18 protein-coding genes and 2 pseudogenes are annotated in these 18,679 nt (G+C 65.0%); 17 read left to right on the top strand and 3 right to left on the bottom strand.

The window, feature by feature from the left end:
* Positions 1 to 149: 149 nt before the first annotated feature.
* The 4 genes and pseudogenes from ACYQ0Z_RS11730 to ACYQ0Z_RS11715 all read left to right on the top strand — a co-directional run.
* A pseudogene (locus tag ACYQ0Z_RS11730) lies at positions 150 to 356 on the top strand (Rdx family protein); the annotation flags it as partial.
* Between the two features lie 137 nt (positions 357 to 493).
* Positions 494 to 925: a YugN family protein gene (locus ACYQ0Z_RS11725; RefSeq protein WP_459868421.1), complete on the top strand. Its 432-nt coding sequence runs from the start codon at positions 494 to 496 to the stop codon at positions 923 to 925.
* 122 nt (positions 926 to 1,047) lie between these two features.
* Entirely contained in the window at positions 1,048 to 1,641 is a 594-nt protein-coding gene (locus tag ACYQ0Z_RS11720; protein ID WP_459868418.1) for a biotin transporter BioY, read from the top strand.
* A 180-nt stretch (positions 1,642 to 1,821) separates the two neighbouring features.
* The gene (locus tag ACYQ0Z_RS11715) at positions 1,822 to 2,640 is read left to right on the top strand and encodes an inositol monophosphatase family protein (RefSeq protein WP_459868415.1); all 819 of its coding nucleotides are present in this window, start codon (positions 1,822 to 1,824) and stop codon (positions 2,638 to 2,640) included.
* Positions 2,641 to 2,678: 38 nt separating this feature from the next.
* Here the strand turns inward: ACYQ0Z_RS11715 and ACYQ0Z_RS11710 are convergent, their stop codons facing one another.
* Positions 2,679 to 3,017 carry a DsrE family protein gene (locus ACYQ0Z_RS11710; protein WP_459868412.1) on the bottom strand — a complete coding sequence of 113 codons (339 nt, stop codon included), beginning with the start codon at positions 3,015 to 3,017 and terminating at the stop codon, positions 2,679 to 2,681.
* A gap of 142 nt (positions 3,018 to 3,159) precedes the next feature.
* Between ACYQ0Z_RS11710 and ACYQ0Z_RS11705 the strand changes: the two genes are divergently transcribed.
* The 4 genes from ACYQ0Z_RS11705 (at position 3,160) to ACYQ0Z_RS11690 (ending at position 7,679) form a co-directional block, all read left to right on the top strand.
* The gene (locus tag ACYQ0Z_RS11705) at positions 3,160 to 4,233 is read left to right on the top strand and encodes a M42 family metallopeptidase (protein WP_459868409.1); all 1,074 of its coding nucleotides are present in this window, start codon (positions 3,160 to 3,162) and stop codon (positions 4,231 to 4,233) included.
* Positions 4,234 to 4,383: 150 nt separating this feature from the next.
* Positions 4,384 to 5,457 (top strand): YheC/YheD family endospore coat-associated protein, encoded by a 1,074-nt coding sequence (locus tag ACYQ0Z_RS11700; RefSeq protein ID WP_459868406.1) that lies wholly within the window; start codon positions 4,384 to 4,386, stop codon positions 5,455 to 5,457.
* 113 nt (positions 5,458 to 5,570) lie between these two features.
* Complete coding sequence (locus ACYQ0Z_RS11695) at positions 5,571 to 6,683, top strand: ABC transporter ATP-binding protein (protein WP_459868403.1); 1,113 nt, start codon at positions 5,571 to 5,573, stop codon at positions 6,681 to 6,683.
* A 15-nt stretch (positions 6,684 to 6,698) separates the two neighbouring features.
* A complete protein-coding gene (locus ACYQ0Z_RS11690) occupies positions 6,699 to 7,679 on the top strand; it encodes an ROK family glucokinase (protein WP_459868399.1) in 981 nt (326 codons plus the stop codon).
* A gap of 302 nt (positions 7,680 to 7,981) precedes the next feature.
* Here ACYQ0Z_RS11690 and ACYQ0Z_RS11685 read toward each other — a convergent pair whose 3' ends face one another.
* Positions 7,982 to 8,158: a hypothetical protein gene (locus ACYQ0Z_RS11685; RefSeq protein WP_459868396.1), complete on the bottom strand. Its 177-nt coding sequence runs from the start codon at positions 8,156 to 8,158 to the stop codon at positions 7,982 to 7,984.
* A 67-nt stretch (positions 8,159 to 8,225) separates the two neighbouring features.
* On the bottom strand, positions 8,226 to 9,677 hold the full coding sequence (locus tag ACYQ0Z_RS11680) for a sigma-54 interaction domain-containing protein (protein WP_459868393.1): 1,452 nt from the start codon (positions 9,675 to 9,677) through the stop codon (positions 8,226 to 8,228).
* A gap of 330 nt (positions 9,678 to 10,007) precedes the next feature.
* Here ACYQ0Z_RS11680 and ACYQ0Z_RS11675 point away from each other — a divergent pair.
* The 9 genes and pseudogenes from ACYQ0Z_RS11675 (at position 10,008) to ACYQ0Z_RS11635 (ending at position 18,674) form a co-directional block, all read left to right on the top strand.
* Positions 10,008 to 11,436, top strand: a pseudogene (locus ACYQ0Z_RS11675) (aldehyde dehydrogenase family protein).
* A 48-nt stretch (positions 11,437 to 11,484) separates the two neighbouring features.
* Entirely contained in the window at positions 11,485 to 12,327 is an 843-nt protein-coding gene (aiiT, locus tag ACYQ0Z_RS11670) for a quorum-quenching N-acyl-homoserine lactonase AiiT (RefSeq protein ID WP_459868390.1), read from the top strand.
* A gap of 14 nt (positions 12,328 to 12,341) precedes the next feature.
* Positions 12,342 to 13,478: a zinc-dependent alcohol dehydrogenase family protein gene (locus ACYQ0Z_RS11665; RefSeq protein WP_459868387.1), complete on the top strand. Its 1,137-nt coding sequence runs from the start codon at positions 12,342 to 12,344 to the stop codon at positions 13,476 to 13,478.
* A gap of 133 nt (positions 13,479 to 13,611) precedes the next feature.
* Entirely contained in the window at positions 13,612 to 14,325 is a 714-nt protein-coding gene (locus tag ACYQ0Z_RS11660; protein WP_459868384.1) for an SDR family oxidoreductase, read from the top strand.
* A 279-nt stretch (positions 14,326 to 14,604) separates the two neighbouring features.
* Positions 14,605 to 15,390, top strand: coding sequence for a DeoR/GlpR family DNA-binding transcription regulator (locus ACYQ0Z_RS11655; RefSeq protein ID WP_459868381.1), 786 nt, complete (start codon positions 14,605 to 14,607; stop codon positions 15,388 to 15,390).
* On the top strand, positions 15,387 to 16,334 hold the full coding sequence (gene pfkB / locus ACYQ0Z_RS11650; protein ID WP_459868378.1) for a 1-phosphofructokinase: 948 nt from the start codon (positions 15,387 to 15,389) through the stop codon (positions 16,332 to 16,334). The genes ACYQ0Z_RS11655 and pfkB overlap by 4 nt, the downstream gene beginning before the upstream one ends.
* Before the next feature lie 54 nt (positions 16,335 to 16,388).
* Positions 16,389 to 17,807, top strand: coding sequence for a PTS fructose transporter subunit IIC (locus tag ACYQ0Z_RS11645; protein ID WP_459868376.1), 1,419 nt, complete (start codon positions 16,389 to 16,391; stop codon positions 17,805 to 17,807).
* Between the two features lie 80 nt (positions 17,808 to 17,887).
* The gene (locus ACYQ0Z_RS11640; protein ID WP_459868373.1) at positions 17,888 to 18,337 is read left to right on the top strand and encodes a PTS sugar transporter subunit IIA; all 450 of its coding nucleotides are present in this window, start codon (positions 17,888 to 17,890) and stop codon (positions 18,335 to 18,337) included.
* Positions 18,338 to 18,401: 64 nt separating this feature from the next.
* Positions 18,402 to 18,674 (top strand): HPr family phosphocarrier protein, encoded by a 273-nt coding sequence (locus ACYQ0Z_RS11635; protein WP_459868369.1) that lies wholly within the window; start codon positions 18,402 to 18,404, stop codon positions 18,672 to 18,674.
* The last annotated feature ends 5 nt before the right edge of the window (positions 18,675 to 18,679 follow it).

Here is an 18,679-nt window from a genome sequence, read left to right as displayed (position 1 = left end):
CGGGAGAGCCTGCCGGCGGAGAACGGGTTTTGGTATACTAGTTTGTACTCCGCGCAGACGCGGGAGGCGACGACGGGAGAAGGAGGGGTTGTTCCATGACCAAACATCGGATTACGCTGGAGTACTGCACCCTGTGAAGCTACGAGCCCCACGCCGTCCGGGTGACGGCGGAGCTGCTTACCGGGCTGAAGGGGCGTCTGGAGACGGTGACGCTCGTTCCCTCATCGGGCGGACGCTTTGAGGTGACCGTCGACGGCCAGCTTGTCTATTCCAAGCTGGAGACGGGCCGCTTCCCCGAAGACGGGGAGGTGCTGCGCCGGATCCGCGCGCATCTCGGTGAACCGGACGCGTCCTGACCCATTGTACCATAGCTTCGGAAGGGCGAAACGAAGCGCTGCGTGCATAACGGTGCCGGACGTGGGACAGACTAGCGGCGACACGCCTTCCCAAACCACGCCGGCGCCTTTTTGTGCGCCAGAGGAGGAAGACCATGGTGGAACTGGAATGGGCCCTGGCCGGACGCAGCGGGGGATACGGGGCGATTCGCGCCGTGCTTGAGGGCGAGGGATTTGTCTTGGGCGGCGGGTGGGAATACGATCACGCCTATTTTGACCGGGAACTGGCGCGCACGGAAAATGAGACGGTGTATCTGCGCATTCCGGTTACCGCCGAACAGGGGGCCATTGGGCGGGATGACGCCCGCGTGCGCCTGGGCAACCCCTTTGTGCTCAACCACGTGGTGCACCTGGACACCCATGTTGACCGGGCGGAGGCCATTTCCAGTGCGTTCCTCAACCAGTTTTCTCCCCCGCGTGAGCGCGACGGCAACGTGACGCCGGAGTGGGTGGAAGCGGGACGCACGGTGCTCGCGCGCGTCTCGCCGGCTCTCGACGCGGCGCTTTCCGAGCGCGGCGCGGAAAAGTAAACTTTGAAATAGAAACTGGTTGACAAAATCCCCGTTGCCTCCTTATGTTGGAAGTGAGACCGTGCGCGCGGTGCGGAGACCGACGCGTCGGATCGCCATCAAGCAAAGGGGGCGATGTTGGGATGCGACCTTCGACGCGACGTCTGGTTCGCCTGGTGGTTGCCGCCCTGTTCCCTGCCATCGTCACCGTGCTGGGGCAGGTGGCCGTTCCCTTGCCGTTTACCCCGGTGCCCATCACGGGACAGACCCTCGGGGTGATGCTGGCCGGAGCGCTGCTGGGGTCGCGTCTGGGATTTCTCTCTATGGCCTTGTTTGTAGCCCTGGTGGCTGCCGGGTTGCCGCTGCTTTCGGCCGGCAAGGGCGGGATCGGCGCGCTCCTGGGCCCCACCGGGGGGTACGTGGTGGGCTTTCCCCTCGCCGCGGGGGTGACGGGCTGGCTGGTGGAGCGGTTTGAAAGGGGCGGACGCCCCGTGGGTACGGTCAAGCTTTTTGTGGCCATCGCTGCCGGCGGCCTTGTGGTGGAATACGCCCTGGGAGCGTCATGGCTGGCCGTGGTTGCCGATTTGTCCCCGGCGCAGGCACTGGTCAGCGGGGTACTCCCGTTCATTCCCGGCGACGTCGCCAAGGCGGTGCTGGCCGCTGTCTTGGCCGCTGCCGTTCGCCGCGCCTATCCCGTCCGCCAGCGGCTCGACGGCTTGCCGATGGGCCGGAGCTGAGTCCCGGGTTGCCGGACGCCGCGGCGGGGTCGGACTGCGCGAGGGGCTGCGCCTTTTGGTGTGGCGAGGCTCGTCTGCCTTCCCGACTTGGGGGAGACGCGGACGAGCCTTTATTGTTTTCGTTGCGTCGCTACGCGGAAGGGGTATACTGTAAGAGGTAGGATACGGAAAGGGTGTTGGATGACGATGGATCTTGCAGCCATTGCGACCGTTGCGCAAGAAGCGGTGCGCGAAGCCGCCGAGTACGTGCGCCGGCGCCTGGACGACCCCATCGAGGCGATGCGCAAGTCCGAGCGCGGGGAATTGGTAACCGAAGTGGACCGGACCGTGGAGCGCATGGTTGTCGACCGGATCCTCCGGACGTTTCCCGATCACGGCATCCTCGGCGAGGAAGGGGTTTTTACCCGGGCCGATGCGCCGGCTCCCGAGGTGCCGCTGTGGGTGATCGACCCCATCGACGGGACGACCAACTTCGTTCATCAACGGATCAATTTTGTCCTTTCCCTGGCGGTGTACCACGGCGGCGAGGGCCTCATCGGCATTGTGTACGACCCCTTGCGCGACGAGTGGTTTGAGGCCCGCCGCGGCGAGGGGGCCACGTTGAACGGCCGGCCCATCCGCGTGCGTCCCGACGCCAGCCGCCTCGAGGAGGCGCTGATCGTCACCTCGCTCTTCTGGTCGCGCTATGCCGAACGGTTTGGCCTCACCGACAAGATCCGCGAGCTCGGCCGTCGCGTGCGCGGCATGCGCTTGTATGGCGCGGCGGCGCTGGAGCTGGCGTATGTGGCGTGCGGGCGCCTCGACGGGTTCTTCTCGCCGTCGCTGTCGCCGTGGGATTTTGCCGCCGGTGCATTGCTCGTGAAGGAGGCCGGAGGGATGGTTACCACCGTGGACGGAACGCCCCTGTCCCTCGAGGGCCGGACCACGGTGCTCGCCGGCGCCCCGGCGATCTACCGCGCGCTGCGCACCTACCTGGAACCGGAGCCGCAGGACAAGTAAAACGCCCGCCAGGTCTCTTCTGGCGGGCGAAGCGCCGTTTACCCGATGGTGAGCACCGGGTGACGGGCGGCCAGCTCGAGGAAGTGCTTCATCGAGGAGATCTCGCCGGCGACCAGCTTTCCTTCCAAGCCGTAATAGTCGACGCAGGTCTTGCACGCCAGCACGGGCACGCCCTTGGCTTCGAGCTCCTTCAGGTGCACCGAGGCCAACGACTGTTCCGTGAGGGCGAAGACGCCGCGGTTAACGCAAAATACCGCCGCCGGGAGCTCCTCCTGTTGCTTGAGCAGGGCGAAGAAGGTTTCCAGCACCGTTTCGCCGAGCTCGGCGTCGCCCTTGCCGAACTGATCCGACGTGACGAGAATGACCTTGTCCTTCACGGATTTCCCCTCCTTCCTTGCCCAGTATACCCCGGGGCACGCCCGTTGCCTAGAGCTGGGCTCCGCCGGCGTACCGGCAACCGCCAGAAAAGTCAACCGGATTGGCCGTGGAAATGATGCCAGCGTGAAAGGAGTGCAGCCCGTGGAAAAGATCTGGGTCGAGTTGTACCGCGAATTGACGGAGGCGCCCGGCGCGCCCGGCTTTGAGGGCGAGGTGCGGGCCATTCTGCGGCGTCATCTGACCGCTTATGCCGACGATGTGGTCACCGATCATCTGGGGAGCCTCTTTGGCGTGCGGCGCGGGCCGGAGGGGGGCCCGACGGTTATGGTGGCGGGCCACATGGACGAGGTGGCCTTTTTGGTCACCCGCGTAACGGAACAGGGGTTCGTGAAGTTTCAGCCTCTCGGCGGCTGGTGGAGCCAGGTGCTCCTGGCCCAGCGGGTGGAAATCCTCACCGAAAAGGGTCGCGTGCCCGGCGTCATCGGCTCCGTGCCGCCCCACCTCTTGTCGGCGGAACGGCGCAAGCGGCCGGTGGAGATCAAGGAGATGTTTATTGATATCGGGGCCGTCAGCGCCGCCGAGGCCGAAGCGCTCGGCGTGCGGCCGGGCCAGCCGATCGTCCCGGTGTGTCCGTTTACCGAGCTGGCCGGCGGTAAGCGGCTGATGGCCAAGGCGTGGGATAACCGGTTCGGTTGCGGCCTGGCCGTCGAGCTGCTCAAGGAAGTGGCCGGCGAGGCGCTCCCCCACACCCTGTACGCCGGGGCAACGGTCCAGGAGGAGGTGGGCCTGCGCGGGGCGGCCACGGCGGCCCATCTCATCCAGCCGGACGTGTTTCTTGCCCTGGAGTGCAGCCCGGCCGGCGACATACCCGGCGTGGACGACGGTTTCGGCAAGTTGGGCGGCGGGGTGCTCATCCGGCTCTATGATCGCACGATGATTGCCCACCCGGCGCTGCGCGATGTGTTGCTCGATATCGCCGAGGCGGAAAACATCCCCTACCAGTTCTTCATTTCCCAAGGCGGCACCGATGGCGGCCGCGTCCACCTGTCGGGGACAGGCGTGCCCTCGGCGGTGATCGGGGTTTGCGCGCGCTACATCCATAGCCACGCCGCCATCGTCGATACGGACGACCTCGTTGCCGCCAAGCGCCTTCTGCTTGCCGTCATTCGCCGTTTGGACCGCGACACGGTGGAGGCGATCCGGCGTTACGCATAGGCAGCGGACGATTAGGTGGGCCTTGGCCCGGCTCGGCATGGGTGCTGCGGGCGCCGGTCCGGTTCTGGAGCGCGGCAGATGGCCCGCCTTGTCCCGTTCTCGCCGGTCATAAAATGGGATCGAAGGATGAACGGCGAGGGGAGAGAGGCCATGCCGAGCTTGGGCATTCTGTCGTGTTACAGCGTTCGCCGCGGCAATCCGCTGTCGCAGGCGGACCTCTTCCGCCAGTATTGCGAGGTGGGGCGGCGTGTCGGCCTGGACGTGTTCGTCTTTTCGCCCCGCGACATCGACTGGCACCGGCGCCGCATCGCGGGGTACGTGTGGGAGGGCGGGCGATGGCGGCAAACGCCCGTTCCGTTCCCCGATCTGGTCATGGACCGCTGCCGCTGCCTGGGCACGGAAGAGATGCGCCGCACGCGGGTGGCCCTGCGCACGCTGCGGCGACACGGCGTGCGCCTTCTCGGCGTCGCCTTGCCGGGAAAGTGGCCGGTCTACCGACGGCTTGTGGGCACGCCCGCGGTGCGGTGGCTGCCCGAGACGGTCCTGTATACCGGATGGGCGTCGGTTGAATCTCTTCTGGCGCGGCACGGATGCGTGGTGATCAAGCCCTCGGTGGGCACGGCCGGTGCGGGCCTCCTGCTCATCGACCGCGACGGCGGCCGCTTGCGCATTCGCGGCCGGACGATGCGCAACGGCGTTTTTTACCGGCTCTTTTCCCGCGCGCGCGATGCGGCGGTGTTTCTCGACCGGTGGACGGAGGGCCGCCGGTTTGTGGTGCAGCAGGGCATTGACCTGCTGATGGAAGGTGGACGGGTCGCCGACGTGCGGGCCTTTGTGCAAAAGAACGCCTCCGGTGCGTGGGAACTGGTGGCCGCGGGGGGACGGGTCGGGCCGCGGGGCAGCGCGACCTCCAACCTGCACGGCGGTGGCCGCGGCGTGCCCCTGGCTGTCCTCCTCGAGCCGCTGGATGCGCCGGTTCGTGCACGCGTGCGCGCCGAGCTGCGGGAGTTGGCCTTGACGGTGGCCCGGACGGTGGAGGCGGCGTTCGGTCCGCTGTTTGAGCTGGGGCTGGACGTGGGCATTGACCGCGCCGGCCGGCTGTGGCTACTGGAGGTCAACTCCAAGCCCGGGCGCGCCCTGTTTGCCCGCATCGGGGACCGGGCGGGGGCGCGGGCTGTGGTGGAAAACCCCATTCGCTACGCGGCCCGCCTCTGCCGTCAATGACGAAACATTCAGACGAATGGGGTGGCAAACAGGTTTGTCGTTCAGGGGAGGGCGAAGAAATTGTGCTATGATGAAAAGAAGAGACAATCTTGGCGCAAAAGGAGCGTAGGGGTATGGCAAGTGTCAAGCTGGTTCACGTCTGGAAGCGGTATGGCGACGTCGTTGCGGTAAAGGATTTTAACCTTGAGATCAAGGACAAGGAATTTATCGTCTTTGTCGGTCCTTCCGGTTGCGGCAAGTCGACCACCCTGCGCATGATCGCCGGGCTGGAGGAGATCTCTGAGGGAGAACTGTACATCGGGGATCGCCTGGTCAACGATGTGCCCCCGAAGGACCGCGACATCGCCATGGTGTTCCAGAACTATGCCCTGTACCCGCACATGAGCGTGTATGAGAACATGGCCTTCGGGCTGAAACTGCGCAAGGTGCCGAAGGATGAAATCGATCGCCGCGTGCGCGAGGCGGCGCGCATCCTGGGCATCGAGCAGTACCTAGATCGCAAACCGAAAGCGCTTTCCGGCGGCCAGCGGCAGCGCGTTGCCCTTGGGCGGGCCATCGTGCGCGAGCCGCAGGTGTTCCTGATGGACGAGCCGCTGTCCAACCTCGATGCCAAGCTGCGCGTGCAGATGCGTGCGGAAATTCTCAAGCTGCATGAACGCTTGCAGACAACGTTCATCTACGTCACCCACGACCAGACGGAAGCGATGACCATGGCCTCGCGCATCGTGGTCATGAAGGACGGTGTCATCCAGCAGGTGGGCACGCCGCAGGAGGTGTACGACCAGCCGGCCAACGTCTTTGTCGGCGGGTTCATCGGGTCGCCGCCGATGAACTTTGTCAAGGGCGGCTTGGTCGAAGACGGCGACCGGGTGCGCTTCAAGGCCGGTGCGCTGGAGATTGTCGTGCCCGATGGCAAGGCGAAGGGCCTCAGGGCCAAGGGGTATGTCGGCAAGGAGATCTACCTCGGCATCCGGCCGGAAGACATCCACGACGAGCCGGTGTTCCTCGAGTCGGCGCCGGAAAGCCAGTTCAACGCGCGGGTGGAGGTGACCGAGCTGACCGGTTCGGAGCGCTTCCTGCACCTCGACGTCGGTTGCGAGCAAACCATCACCGCCCGTGTCGATGCCCGCACGGCGGTCAAGGTTGGGGACAACTTGCGCTTGGCCTTTGACCCCAACAAGCTGCACTTCTTCGACGTGCAGACGGAAGAGCGAATCGCGGTGTAAGGTGGCGGTCGCGCAATGACAGGCAAGCGGCTGTGGATCGGTGTGGACATTGGGGGAACGGCGATCAAGGCCGGTGTCGTCGACGAAGCGGGGCACATTGTGGAAAAGCGCGAGGTGCCCACGGCGACCCACGAGGGTCCCGACCGTGTGCTTGAGCGGCTGGTGGAGCTTATTACGCAGCTGAAGGCTGTGGCCGAAGCGTCCGGCGCGGCGGTGGGCGGCGTCGGCGTCGGCGTTCCGGGGCCGGATCTCGACGTGGAACGGGGCGTGGTCATCCGCGCGGTCAACCTGGGGTGGAAGAATGTTCCGTTGCGCGACCGGCTGATCGCGGGGCTCCCCGGCCTTCCGGTGAGCGTCAACAACGACGCCAACCTGGCCGCCCTCGGCGAGGCGTGGGTCGGCAGCGGCAAGGGGGCCCAACACCTGTTGCTCATCACCGTGGGCACCGGCGTCGGCGGTGGTGTGGTCATCGGGGGGCGCGTCTATCCCGGCGCCGACAGTCTGGCCGGGGAAATCGGCCACGTAACCGTGCGGCCGGAGGGCGGCCATCGGTGCAATTGCGGCAAAACCGGCTGTCTGGAGACCGAGGCCTCGGCCACGGCGATCATCCGGGAGGCGAGGGAAGCGGCGCGCAGCGGCCGTTCGCCGCATCTGGCCGGCATCCTTGCCCGAAACGGCGTGTTGACCGCCCGTGATGTGGTCGAGGCCGCCCAAGCCGGTGACGAGGTGGCACAGGCCCTTTTTGCTTACGCCGGGCGCGTGCTGGGCCTGGCCTTGGCCAATGCGGCCAATCTGCTCAACCCCGAGCGTATCGTTGTGGGCGGGGGCGTTTCGCACGCCGGCGAGCTCCTCTTCGTCCCGCTGCAAGAGGCATACCGTGCCCATGCCCTGCCCGCTGTGGCCAAGCGACCCGTGGTGCCGGCCGAACTGGGCAACGATGCCGGGCTCATCGGCGCGGCCCGGCTGGCCATGCAGCAAGCGTCGCCTGACGCATAAATAGACGCATTCGCCATAAGATCCATAATGGAGGCAGACAAGGGCCCTCTCGCCTGCCTAGTAGAGCCGAGGTTCGTGGCCGCGAACCACGGCTGGTAGGCGAGACGCCATCCCTTGTGGCCTCCATTTTCAAGTGGAACAGGTTACGGTTTCCTTATCAATCCTCACCCCGTTTTTCACGGGGATTTTTTTGTGCATGCGCCAGGACGGGCAGCGCAACGGGAGGCACAATATCGCGCGGCGGTGGTCCCACCGGACTCCGCTTCCGGCGGAGTCCGGTGGGAATGGACTTGGCTGCGAGCCTAGGACTGTTCCCGGGCGGGCCGGTCGGTGTCGCGATCGGGAATGACGCGGTCCGGTTGTTCCGGCGGGCTCACTTCAATCCGCCCGGGCGGCTGGATTTCGGGGGCTCCGGCCGGGCTGCCGATGTTCGGCACGCGCATGCGTGCCGGAACGCCGAAGGGATGGCGAATGACCATCGCTGTGCCTCCTTTCCGCGTTACGGGATGCGCTCCTCTGTTGTTACCGTGTCCCAAACGGGCGCAACTATGCACCCGAACACCGCGCGTCAGATGGGCGGTCTTCCCCTCCGGTTTTCGAGACGTTGGATCGGGCCGTGGTCAAGCCGTAGCGCTTGATTTTCTTGATCAGCGTGGAGTGGTCGATGCCGAGCCGTTTGGCCGCCTGGCGCAGGGAGGGGCTGCGGGCAAGGGCGTCGGCGATGAGTTGTTTTTCGAACTGTTCGACGCGTTCCTTGAGCGTCGGCGAGGCATTGGTACATCCGAAGTCTTCGTCTCCTGAGGCCGCCCTGCGGATGTGCGGCGGCAGGTGGTGTTCGTCGATCACGGGATCGGGCAGGGAGACGACCAAGTTCTCGATCAGGTTGCGCAACTCGCGCACGTTTCCCGGCCAGTGGTATGCCCGCAGTGCGCGTCGGGCCGCGGCGGACAGGGTTTTGTTCAAGCGATATTGCCGGCCGAACGTATTTAGGAAGTGCGCAATGAGGGCGTCGATGTCTTCCGGCCGCTCACGCAGGGGCGGGATGGTCAGTTCGATGACGTTGAGCCGGTAGTACAGGTCTTCCCGGAACCGTCCCTCCCGAACCAGCTGGGACAATTTCTGATTGGTTGCCGACAGAATTCGTACGTTAACCGTGCGCGGGCGGGTGGCGCCGATCCGCCAGACTTCTCGGCTTTCCAGGACGCGGAGGAGCTTGACCTGCAGGGAGAGGGGCATGTCGCCGATCTCGTCGAGCAGGAGGGTGCCGCCGTCGGCCAGCTCAAAGAGGCCGATCTTGCCCTCCCGCCGGGCACCGGTGAAGGCACCGGGCTCGTATCCGAACAGCTCCGATTCCAGCAGCGCTTCCGGAATCGCCCCGCAGTTGACCTTGATGAAAGGCTTATCTTTCCGGTCGCTGAGCTGGTGGATGAGATGGGCCAGCACCTCCTTGCCCACGCCCGACGGACCCGTGAGGAGGACGGAGGTGGGATACGGGGCGATCTGCCGGATGGTTTCCACCAACTGGCGCATGCGCGGACTTTGGCACACCAGGGTGTGTGCGGTCCCGTCCGCATTCAAGGCATAACGGTGGTGCTGCAACGCCTGGAAGGAACGGGCCTTTTCCAGCTCGCGGCGCAGGTCGTTGAGCTGCGAAACGTCGCGCACGCTGGTGACGACCAGGACAATGGCGCCGGATTCGTCGAACACGGGGGTGCCGGTTACGAGCACCTCCTTCGCTTTCCCGATACGCTGGATCAGCGATTGGGGCGAGCGGGTTTCCAATACGTGCAGGGAGACCGAACGGTCGAAATATCCCTGGTTCACCAGCTCGGCCATATGCCGCCCGATGAGCTCCTCACGCTTGTAGCCGGTAATCTCTTCGTACGCCCGGTTGACATAGCGGGTGACGCCGCTTCCGTCGACAACGTAAATGCCGTCTTGGGCCGCTTCGAGGATGGCGGATAGCTGCTTCACGGTGAGCCGCTGGATCGGCTCCATACGCGTTTCCTCCTTTCCCAAAACGGTGATCATCGGAACCAATATGGTGAAAAAAATAACCAGAAACCGAATTCGCAATGTTCGGTATTATTGACGGAAACGTGATACGGGTGGCGGATGAAAGCGGTGAAAATCGTCACCAAATTCCACTGCCGTCGGTTTCGTCGAAGCGCTTCTGCACAGTACGGGCGTGACGGGTTTCGTGCAGGGAGGCGTAGGCAATGCTGCAATGAAGGATTTCTCCGGCGGGTTGTCTCGTTCCTCCCCTGTTCCGGTGGCACGGTTTTTGCTTGCATTGAGAGGGTGACAGCCAACAGGGGGGTGTGCGGGTTGGAAACCAAAGGACTCGTTCTCAACGGCCAATCCCTGATCAAGAGCCGGACATATCCGCTTCATGCGCCCTATGACGGGCGTCTGCTGGCGCACATCAGCATGGCCGACCCGTCCGACGTGACGGCGGCCATTGCCGGTGCCGAGGCGGCGTTTCGGCACATGCGCCGGCTCCCTGCGCATCGGCGAGCCGAGATCCTCTTGCGGGTGGCCGACGGACTGGCGCGACGCAAAGAGGAGCTGGCCCGGTTGGTCGCCCCTCGAGGCGGGCAAGCCGATCCGAACGGCACGGGCGGAGATCGATCGCGCCATTCAGACCTATCGCTTTTCGGCGGAGGAAGCCAAGCGGATTGGCGGCGAGACTCTCCCGATGGACGCCGCTCCGGGGGGCGAAGGGCGCATCGGGTTCACCTGGCGCGAACCCCTCGGCGTGGTGGTGGCCATTACGCCATTCAATTTTCCGGTCAACCTGGTGGCACACAAGCTTGGGCCGGCGTTTGCCGCGGGGAACACCGTGGTGCTGAAGCCGGCGGAGCAAACGCCCCTTTCGGCGCTGGTGGTGGCCGAGTTGTTCCAGGAGGCCGGGCTACCCGACGGGGCGCTGCAGGTGGTGACCGGATCGGGAAGCGAGCTGAGCGACGCCCTGATCACCGATCCGCGCGTGAAAAAGGTAACCTTCACCGGCAGCTCCGCGGTGGGGAAGGCCATCAAGGCGAAGGTGGGCCTGCGCAAGTGCACGTTGGAGCTGGGTTCCAATTCGGCGGTGATCGTCGAGCCGGATGTGCCGCTGGAGGCGGTGGTGCCGCGGTGCGTCGAAGGGGCTTTCTCTTATGCGGGACAAGTGTGCATTTCCGTGCAGCGCATCTACGTCCACGAGGCGGTGTATGAGCCCTTCTGCGCGGCCTTCGTCGAGCGCACGCGCCGGCTGGTGGTGGGCGACCCGTTGGATGAGGCGACCGATGTGGGTCCGATGATCCGGGAGGCGGAAGCGGAGCGGATTGCGGCGTGGATTGAAGAGGCCGTGAAACAGGGGGCACGTGTGCTGTGCGGAGGCGGGCGCCGGGGCGCTTTGGTGGAGCCCACGGTCCTGGTGGACGTGACGCCGGAGATGAAGGTGCAGTGCCAGGAAGCCTTTGCGCCGGTGGTGTCGATTGTGCCGTACCATGAGCTGGACGAAGCGATTGCGTTGGTCAACCGCTCTGCCTACGGACTGAATGTTGGGCTTTATACGCAGAACCTCTCCAAGGCGTTTGCCGCTGCTCGGGTCCTAGAGGCCGGCGCGGTGATTCTCAACGACATTCCCACGTTTCGTGCGGACCACATGCCCTACGGTGGCGTGAAAGAAAGTGGTTACGGGCGCGAGGGGGTGAAATACGCGATTCAGGAGATGACAGAGCTGAAGCTGGTGGTGGTGAAGCCGATTGCGTGAGGATGAAGAAGAGATACATCGAAATTTTCCAAAAAAGGAGAGGAGAAAATGGCCGGAACCACGCGCATGAAGCTGTATGTGTTGGATTGCGGGCGTATGCAGATGGACAAATCCCTCATGCTGGCCGGTGCGACCTTGGCGAGCTGCGACAATCCAAACCGACCTGCAGAATGGATTGAGTTTCCCATTTACGCGGTGTACGTCGATCATCCCGATGGCAAGATTGTTTTTGACACCGGATGCAATCCCAACGCCATGGGTCCCAACGGGCGGTGGCCGGAGCCAACGCAAAATACTTTCCCCTTTATCGGTGGCGAGGAGTGCTATCTTCCGCACCGGCTGGAACAGCTGAATGTGGGCCCGGATGATATTCGCTACGTGGTGGTCTCGCATCTTCATCTCGACCATGCCGGGTGTCTGGAATACTTCCGGAAGTCCCAGATCATCGTGCATGACGACGAATTGTCCGGAGCGCTGAAGCTGTACGCGATGCACCAGCGATTGGGGGCCTACATTTGGGAGGACATCGATGCGTGGATTCGCAACGAGCTACACTGGCGGCCGGTGCAGCGGGAGGAGGGGGATCTTCCTCTTGTCGACGGGGTGACCATTCTCAATTTTGGTAGCGGCCATGCCTTTGGGATGTTGGGGCTGCACGTGCAGCTGCCGGAAACGGGTGGGGTGATCTTGGCTTCGGACGCCATTTATTGCAGCCAAAACTACGGGCCTCCCGTCAAACCGCCGGGGATTCTCTATGATTCGTTGGGCTATGTGCGCACGGTGGAGCGCATTCGCCGCCTGGCCGAGGCAACGAAGTCACAAGTGTGGTTTGGCCACGATGCCGAGCAGTTTGCCACCTTAATCAAGTCTACTGAGGGGTATTACGAGTAAAGGGAGGGATTTCCATGCGCACACGTGCAGCGGTCTTGCTGGAGATGGGCCGTCCCGCCCCATACCGAGAGTCGCGTCCCCTCGTGGTGGAGGAGATCGACCTCGAGGCCCCCGGCGTGGGCGAGGTGTTGGTCGAGGTTCGCGCGGCCGGACTGTGCCATTCCGATCTCTCGGTGATCGACGGCAGCCGTCCCCGTCCCACACCCATGGTGCTTGGACACGAGGCGTCCGGCGTGGTCCGCGAGGTGGGGCCGGGGGTGATGGGCTTGAAGCCGGGCGATCATGTGGTCTTTTCCTACGTTCCCATGTGCGGCCGTTGCCTCCCCTGTTCGACGGGAAGGCCGGCCCTGTGTGAACCGGGGAACGCCGCCAACGCCAAGGGGACGCTGCTCCACGGTGAGCGGCGCTTCCGCCGCCATGGGCAGCCGGTGCACCATCATCTGGGGGTTTCCGCCTTCTCCCAGTACACCGTCGTTTCCGAAGCGTCGCTGGTCAAAATTGACGAGGACATTCCCCTCGACATCGCCGCCGTGTTTGGCTGTGCCGTTCTGACGGGCGTCGGTGCGGTGGTGAACACGGCGCGGGTGGAGCCGGGCAGCGCTGTGGCCGTCTTTGGTCTGGGTGGCGTGGGCCTGGCGGCGGTGATGGGTGCCCAGCTGGCCGGCGCCGAGCCGATCATCGCCGTCGACGTCCGACCCGAGAAACTGAAGATGGCCCAAGCGCTGGGGGCCAGCCATGTGGTGAACGCCAAGGAAGAAGATGCCGCACTCGCGGTACAGGAACTTACCAAAGGCGGTGCCGACTACGCCATTGAAGCCGCCGGGCGCGCCGAGGTGCTGGAGCAGGCGTACCGAGCCGTACGGCGCGGGGGCACGGTGGTAGCGGTTGGCCTGCCCCATCCGGAGGCCAAGCTTACCTTTCCGGCGGTTAGCTTGGCGGCCGAGGAGCGCATCCTCCGCGGGTCGTACATGGGCTCGGCGGTGCCGCGGCGCGACTTGCCGCGCTTCCTGCGCCTTTACCGGGCGGGCAAGTTGCCGGTTGACCGGCTGATCACCCATCGCATCGGCCTGGACGAGGTGAACGAGGGGTTTGACCGCCTGGCGCAAGGCGAAGCCGTGCGGCAAATCCTCCTCCCGCATACCGGCAGGTGAGGGACGTATGGTGGACGAGCTTTCATGTCCCGGACAAACGCGGTATGCTGAATAGGGCCTGGTGTTTTCGCCAGCGCGAGGGTCGACACGGAAATGACCGGGCACGGTATGGCAAGGGGAGGAGGGATTGCCGATGAACGGGTACCGGACGGCGCTGGTAACGGGAGCCAGCCGCGGCATCGGCGAGGCGGTGGCCGTAGCATTGGCGGAAGCGGGACTGGACGTGGCGCTGTTTGCGCGTAGCGAAGGCGATCTGGCCCGCGTGGCCGAGCGGGTGCGCGCAACGGGACGCGACGTTCTGGTGCTGGCGGGCGACGTGACGCGTGAGGAGGACGTGGAAGGCGCGGTGCGGGAGGTGGAGGCGCGCTGGGGAGCGGTGGATGTGCTTGTGAACAATGCCGGCATCGGCGTCTTTAAGCCGACATGGGAGATTGCGGCCGACGAGTGGCGGCGCGTCCTTGACGTTAACCTGACCGGCCCTTTTCTGTTCTGTAAGGCCGTCGTGCCCGGCATGATCGCGCGGGGACGCGGGCAGATCGTCATGATCTCGTCGGACGTGGGGCGGCGAACCATTCCCGACGGTGCGGCCTATTGTGCCAGCAAGTTCGGGCTCCAGGCGCTCACCGAGGTGCTGCGCAAGGAGGTGCGCGCCAAAGGCGTCAAGGTGGGGGCCGTTCTGCCGGGGATGACGGACACCTATTTTGCCGGATCGGTGCAGGGTGACCCGCGCAAGGCCGATTGGCTCAAGGCAGACGATGTGGCCCGCGCCGTTCTGGCCATGGTTGCTGCGCCGCCCCATGCGCAGATCGACGAGATCACGCTGCATCCCATGATCCAGGAGTATTGAGGGGAAGGCGTCGGCACAGCCGTTTTTGGCGCCCGGTTCCCGAACCGCTCTGCGGAACCTCCAGAGGGTGCGGCCCTCCTGAGAGGTTCCGCGATTTTTTTCCGGTTGAAAGCGATTCCGCCTTGAAGTGTTCGAAAACATCGAATACAATTAGAAACGAGCACAATCAATCACAAATAATCATCTTTCGTTCAAATATGAGCAACCCGGCGCGCTAAACTGCCGGCGGTGCGAGATGCGGCCGGGTGGCACGGCGCACGAAGGGAAAGGACGGATGGGATGCTCTACGGGGAAGAGCGGAAAGCGCACATCCTGGCCTACGTGCAGCGGCACCACCGCGCGTCGGTGCAGGAGCTGAGCCAGCGCTTCGGCGTGTCGGAGTCTACCATTCGCCGCGACCTGAAGGAACTGGAGGAGGCCAACCTGCTGCGCCGCACCCACGGTGGGGCCATCGCCCTGCGCGGCGTGGCTTTTGAGCCGACCTTCGGCGAAAAGGAGGACCAGTTTCGCCGGGAAAAGGAGGCCATCGCCGCCGCGGCGGCGACCCTCATCGAGGATGGCGACACGATTCTCCTCGATTCGGGGACAACCGTCTACCACATGGTTCGCCATCTGGTACGGTTTTCCCGGCTGACGGTGGTGACCAATTCCCTCGTCTTCGCGCGAGAGCTGTTGGACCACCCGGGCATCGAACTGGTGGTGGTGGGCGGCATCCTGCGCCACAACACGCTGGCCCTTGTGGGGCCCCTGGCCGAGCAGGCCCTCGACGGGCTCCGCGTGGACAAGGCGTTCATGGCCACCAACGGCCTCGACATCCGTGAGGGGTTAACCACGCCCAACCTCCTCGAGGCGGCGACCAAACGCAAGATGATCCGGTCGGCCAAACAGGTGTACCTGCTGGCAGACCACAGCAAGATCGGCAACGTGGCCTTCGCCAAATTTGCCGACATAACGGAACTCGACACGTGCATCCTCGACAACGGTGCGCCGGAGGGGTTTGTGGCCGAGCTGAGAGAACGCGGCGTGGACGTGATCCTCGCGCCGGTACGGGAGGAGCGGGAATGAAGGCAAAAGTCGTAACCGTTACTCTCAATCCAGCATTGGACAAAACGGTAACCGTGGAACGCTTTCAGTATGGCGAAGTCAACCGCGTCTGCCAGCTGCGCGTCGACGCGGGCGGCAAGGGAATCAACGTGGCCAAGGTGCTGCATCGGTTTGGCGTTCCCGTGCTGGCCACCGGCCTCATTGCCGGTACACAAGGGGATCAGCTCGTCAAGCGCTTGGCGGAAGACGGCGTCCCCTTTGATTTTGTGGAGGTCCCCGGCGAGACGCGCGTCAACCTGAAGATCGTGGACGCCGCGCACAAGGTGACGACGGAAATCAACGAGCCCGGCTTTTCTGTGGCCCCGCAGGACCTGGCGCGCTTTACGGAGAAGCTGGCGGCGCTTCTGGACGAGGCGGCGGTTCTCGTGTTGAGCGGAAGCCTGCCGCGCGGCGTGGCTCCCAGCGTCTATGCCGATTTCATCCGATTGGCCCACGAGAAAGGGGTAAAAGCGATCCTTGACGCCGACGGTCCAGCCCTAGGCGAGGGGTTGCGTGCGCGGCCCTTTGCGGTGAAGCCGAACGCTGCCGAGCTCGAGCGGTTGGTCGGCCGCCCGCTTGCAGGCGAGGCGGATGTCGTGGCCGCTGCCCGGACGCTCCGGGAGGCCGGTGTCTCCCTGGTTGTGGTTTCCCTGGGCAAGGATGGGGCCGTGGTGCTGGATCGCCAGGCGGGCTTTCGCGTGTGGCCCTTTACCGTTGAACCGCAAAGCACGGTCGGCGCCGGCGACGCCATGGTTGCGGCTATGGCGTACGCCCTCCTGGAGGGGTTGTCGCTGGAGGAGCTGGCGCGCTGGGCCACGGCGGCCGGAACGGTGACGGCGGCCAAGTCGGGCACCCAAGTGTGCACGCTGGCCGAGGTGCGCGCCGCCCTCGACCGGGTGCGCGTCGCGGCGCTGGAGGCGGTCTGAAGGCGCCGGTAGGCGTTGCTGCATGCGTGCAAGATGGAGGAAGGGGGAAACACAATGAAGAAGCTGCTTGCCGTCACGGCATGCCCCACGGGCATTGCCCACACCTACATGGCGGCGGAGGCGCTGCTGAAGGCGGCGCGGGAGAAAGCGGTCGACCTTAAGGTGGAGACGCGCGGGGCGGTCGGCGTGGAGAACGCCCTGACGCCGGAGGAGATCCGCGCGGCCCACGCCATCATCATCGCCGCGGACACCGACGTAGACGAAGGGCGGTTTGCCGGCAAGCCGGTGATCAAGGTAGGGGTGAGCGAGGCGATCAGAGATCCGGGCCGGCTCATTGACGAGGCCTTGGCCGCCCGGCCGCTGGATGCCCAGGCGGTGGTGGCGCGCATCGAAGCGGAAAAGGCTCGCCGCAGCGCCGAGCGCCGGGGGCTGTACAAGCACTTGATGACCGGCGTGTCGCACATGATCCCCCTTGTCGTGGCCGGCGGACTGATCATCGCCCTGTCCTTTGCTTTCGGCATTGAAGCCTTCAAGGAGCAGGGCACGCTGGCCGCCGCGCTGATGGACATCGGGGGCGGTGCCGCCTTCGCGCTGATGGTACCGGTGTTGGCGGGGTTCATCGCCTATTCGGTGGCCGAAAAGCCGGGGCTCGCTCCCGGACTGGTGGGCGGGATGCTGGCCGCGAAGGTGGGTGCCGGCTTTCTCGGCGGGATTGTGGCCGGTCTTCTCGCCGGCTACCTGACCCGGTGGCTCAAGGCAGCCATTCGCCTGCCGAAAAACCTGGAAGGCCTCAAGCCGGTGCTGATCCTTCCGTTTTTGTCCACGCTGGCCGTCGGCCTCTTGATGGTGTACGTCATCGGCGCGCCGGTAAAGGCGGTTATGGACGCGCTGACCGGCTGGTTGCAGGGGCTTAGCGGCACCAACGCCGTTCTCCTTGGCCTGATCCTCGGAGCGATGATGGCCTTTGACATGGGCGGACCGGTTAATAAAGCGGCGTACACCTTTGCCGTGGGCCTCTTGGGGAGCAATGTCTACGAGCCGATGGCCGCAGTGATGGCGGCCGGCATGACGCCGCCCCTCGGGCTGTGGCTGGCCACGGTCCTGGCGCCGAAGCGGTACACGCCCGAAGAGCGGGAGGCGGGCAAGGCGGCGGGCGTACTGGGCCTGTCCTTCATCACCGAAGGGGCCATTCCCTTTGCCGCCGCCGATCCGCTGCGCGTCATCCCGTCGATCATGGCGGGATCGGCGGTGGCCGGTGCGCTGTCGATGGCCTTTGGCGCCACGCTGCGCGCGCCCCACGGCGGGATCTTCGTGCTGCCGATCCCCCATGCCGTCGGGAACGTGCTCGGGTATGTGGTGGCCATTGCCGCCGGAATGGTGGTAACGGCGCTGTTGGTGAACCTGCTCAAGCGCACGGCCGCGAACGGAACGTCGCAGGAGACGGATGAGGAAAAGACCCCGGCCAGTGCCTAAGCCGGGAGACCGGACAGGTGTGGCCCGCCCCCCGACAGTTGGACCGGACGGGCCCGCCGTTGGAAAAGGGGGATGAACAAATGGACGTGACGAACCTGCTCCAAGACGAAGCGATCCTGCTTGATTGGGCGGTCGACAGCAAAGAAGGATGCCTGAACGCGTTGGCCGACCGTCTGGTGGAAACGGGTGCGGTGGCGGATAAAGGGGCATTTCTCGATGCGGTCCTCCGCCGCGAGGCTCACGGCTCGACGGGGGTAGGCTTCGGGCTGGCCATTCCCCACGGCAAGTCGTCCGGTGTGGTGCGCCCCGGCGTGGCCTTCGCCCGCCTGAAGACGCCCCTCGATTGGGGTTCCCTTGACGGTGCGCCGGTCACCCTCGTCTTTTTGTTGGCCGTTCCGGAGGCGGAAGCGGGCAACACCCATCTGCAGCTCCTCGCCCAGCTGGCGCGCAAGGTGATGGATGAGGGCGTCCGGCAGCGGCTGCAGCAGGCAAAAGAGCCCGCCGATGTGCGGCAGGCCTTGGCGGGATAACTGCAAGGGCAAACGCAACCGCTTTCACGCAACCGATGACCCAGCGAAAGCAGGAGGGAACACGATGATCACCAAAACGCTGACCATTACCAACGGCGCCGGATTGCACGCCCGGCCGGCGCAGCTATTCGTGCAGACGGCCAACCGCTTCCAGGCGCGCATCACCGTGCGCAAGGCCGACGGCCGGGCGGTGGACGGCAAGAGCATCCTCGGGCTGATGAGTCTGGCTGTTGGCCCGGGTGAGGCGATCACCGTCGAGGCGGACGGGCCGGATGCGGCGGCCGCCGTGGACGCCCTGGCGGATCTGGTGGCCAAGAAGTTTGGGGAGGACCAGTGACGGAC

The organism is Calditerricola yamamurae, assembly GCF_054654135.1.
This window is presented reverse-complemented; position numbering and strand designations above follow the sequence as displayed.

Coding starts and splice junctions, on each gene's coding strand:
- ACYQ0Z_RS11720 (WP_459868418.1), top strand. CDS start 1,048: ATGCGACCTTCGACGCGACGTCTGGTTCGCCTGGTGGTTGCCGCCCTG.
- ACYQ0Z_RS11715 (WP_459868415.1), top strand. CDS start 1,822: ATGACGATGGATCTTGCAGCCATTGCGACCGTTGCGCAAGAAGCGGTG.
- ACYQ0Z_RS11700 (WP_459868406.1), top strand. CDS start 4,384: ATGCCGAGCTTGGGCATTCTGTCGTGTTACAGCGTTCGCCGCGGCAAT.
- ACYQ0Z_RS11695 (WP_459868403.1), top strand. CDS start 5,571: ATGGCAAGTGTCAAGCTGGTTCACGTCTGGAAGCGGTATGGCGACGTC.
- ACYQ0Z_RS11690 (WP_459868399.1), top strand. CDS start 6,699: ATGACAGGCAAGCGGCTGTGGATCGGTGTGGACATTGGGGGAACGGCG.
- ACYQ0Z_RS11685 (WP_459868396.1), bottom strand. CDS start 8,158: ATGGTCATTCGCCATCCCTTCGGCGTTCCGGCACGCATGCGCGTGCCG.
- ACYQ0Z_RS11680 (WP_459868393.1), bottom strand. CDS start 9,677: ATGGAGCCGATCCAGCGGCTCACCGTGAAGCAGCTATCCGCCATCCTC.
- aiiT (WP_459868390.1), top strand. CDS start 11,485: ATGGCCGGAACCACGCGCATGAAGCTGTATGTGTTGGATTGCGGGCGT.
- ACYQ0Z_RS11665 (WP_459868387.1), top strand. CDS start 12,342: ATGCGCACACGTGCAGCGGTCTTGCTGGAGATGGGCCGTCCCGCCCCA.
- ACYQ0Z_RS11660 (WP_459868384.1), top strand. CDS start 13,612: ATGAACGGGTACCGGACGGCGCTGGTAACGGGAGCCAGCCGCGGCATC.
- ACYQ0Z_RS11655 (WP_459868381.1), top strand. CDS start 14,605: ATGCTCTACGGGGAAGAGCGGAAAGCGCACATCCTGGCCTACGTGCAG.
- pfkB (WP_459868378.1), top strand. CDS start 15,387: ATGAAGGCAAAAGTCGTAACCGTTACTCTCAATCCAGCATTGGACAAA.
- ACYQ0Z_RS11645 (WP_459868376.1), top strand. CDS start 16,389: ATGAAGAAGCTGCTTGCCGTCACGGCATGCCCCACGGGCATTGCCCAC.
- ACYQ0Z_RS11640 (WP_459868373.1), top strand. CDS start 17,888: ATGGACGTGACGAACCTGCTCCAAGACGAAGCGATCCTGCTTGATTGG.
- ACYQ0Z_RS11635 (WP_459868369.1), top strand. CDS start 18,402: ATGATCACCAAAACGCTGACCATTACCAACGGCGCCGGATTGCACGCC.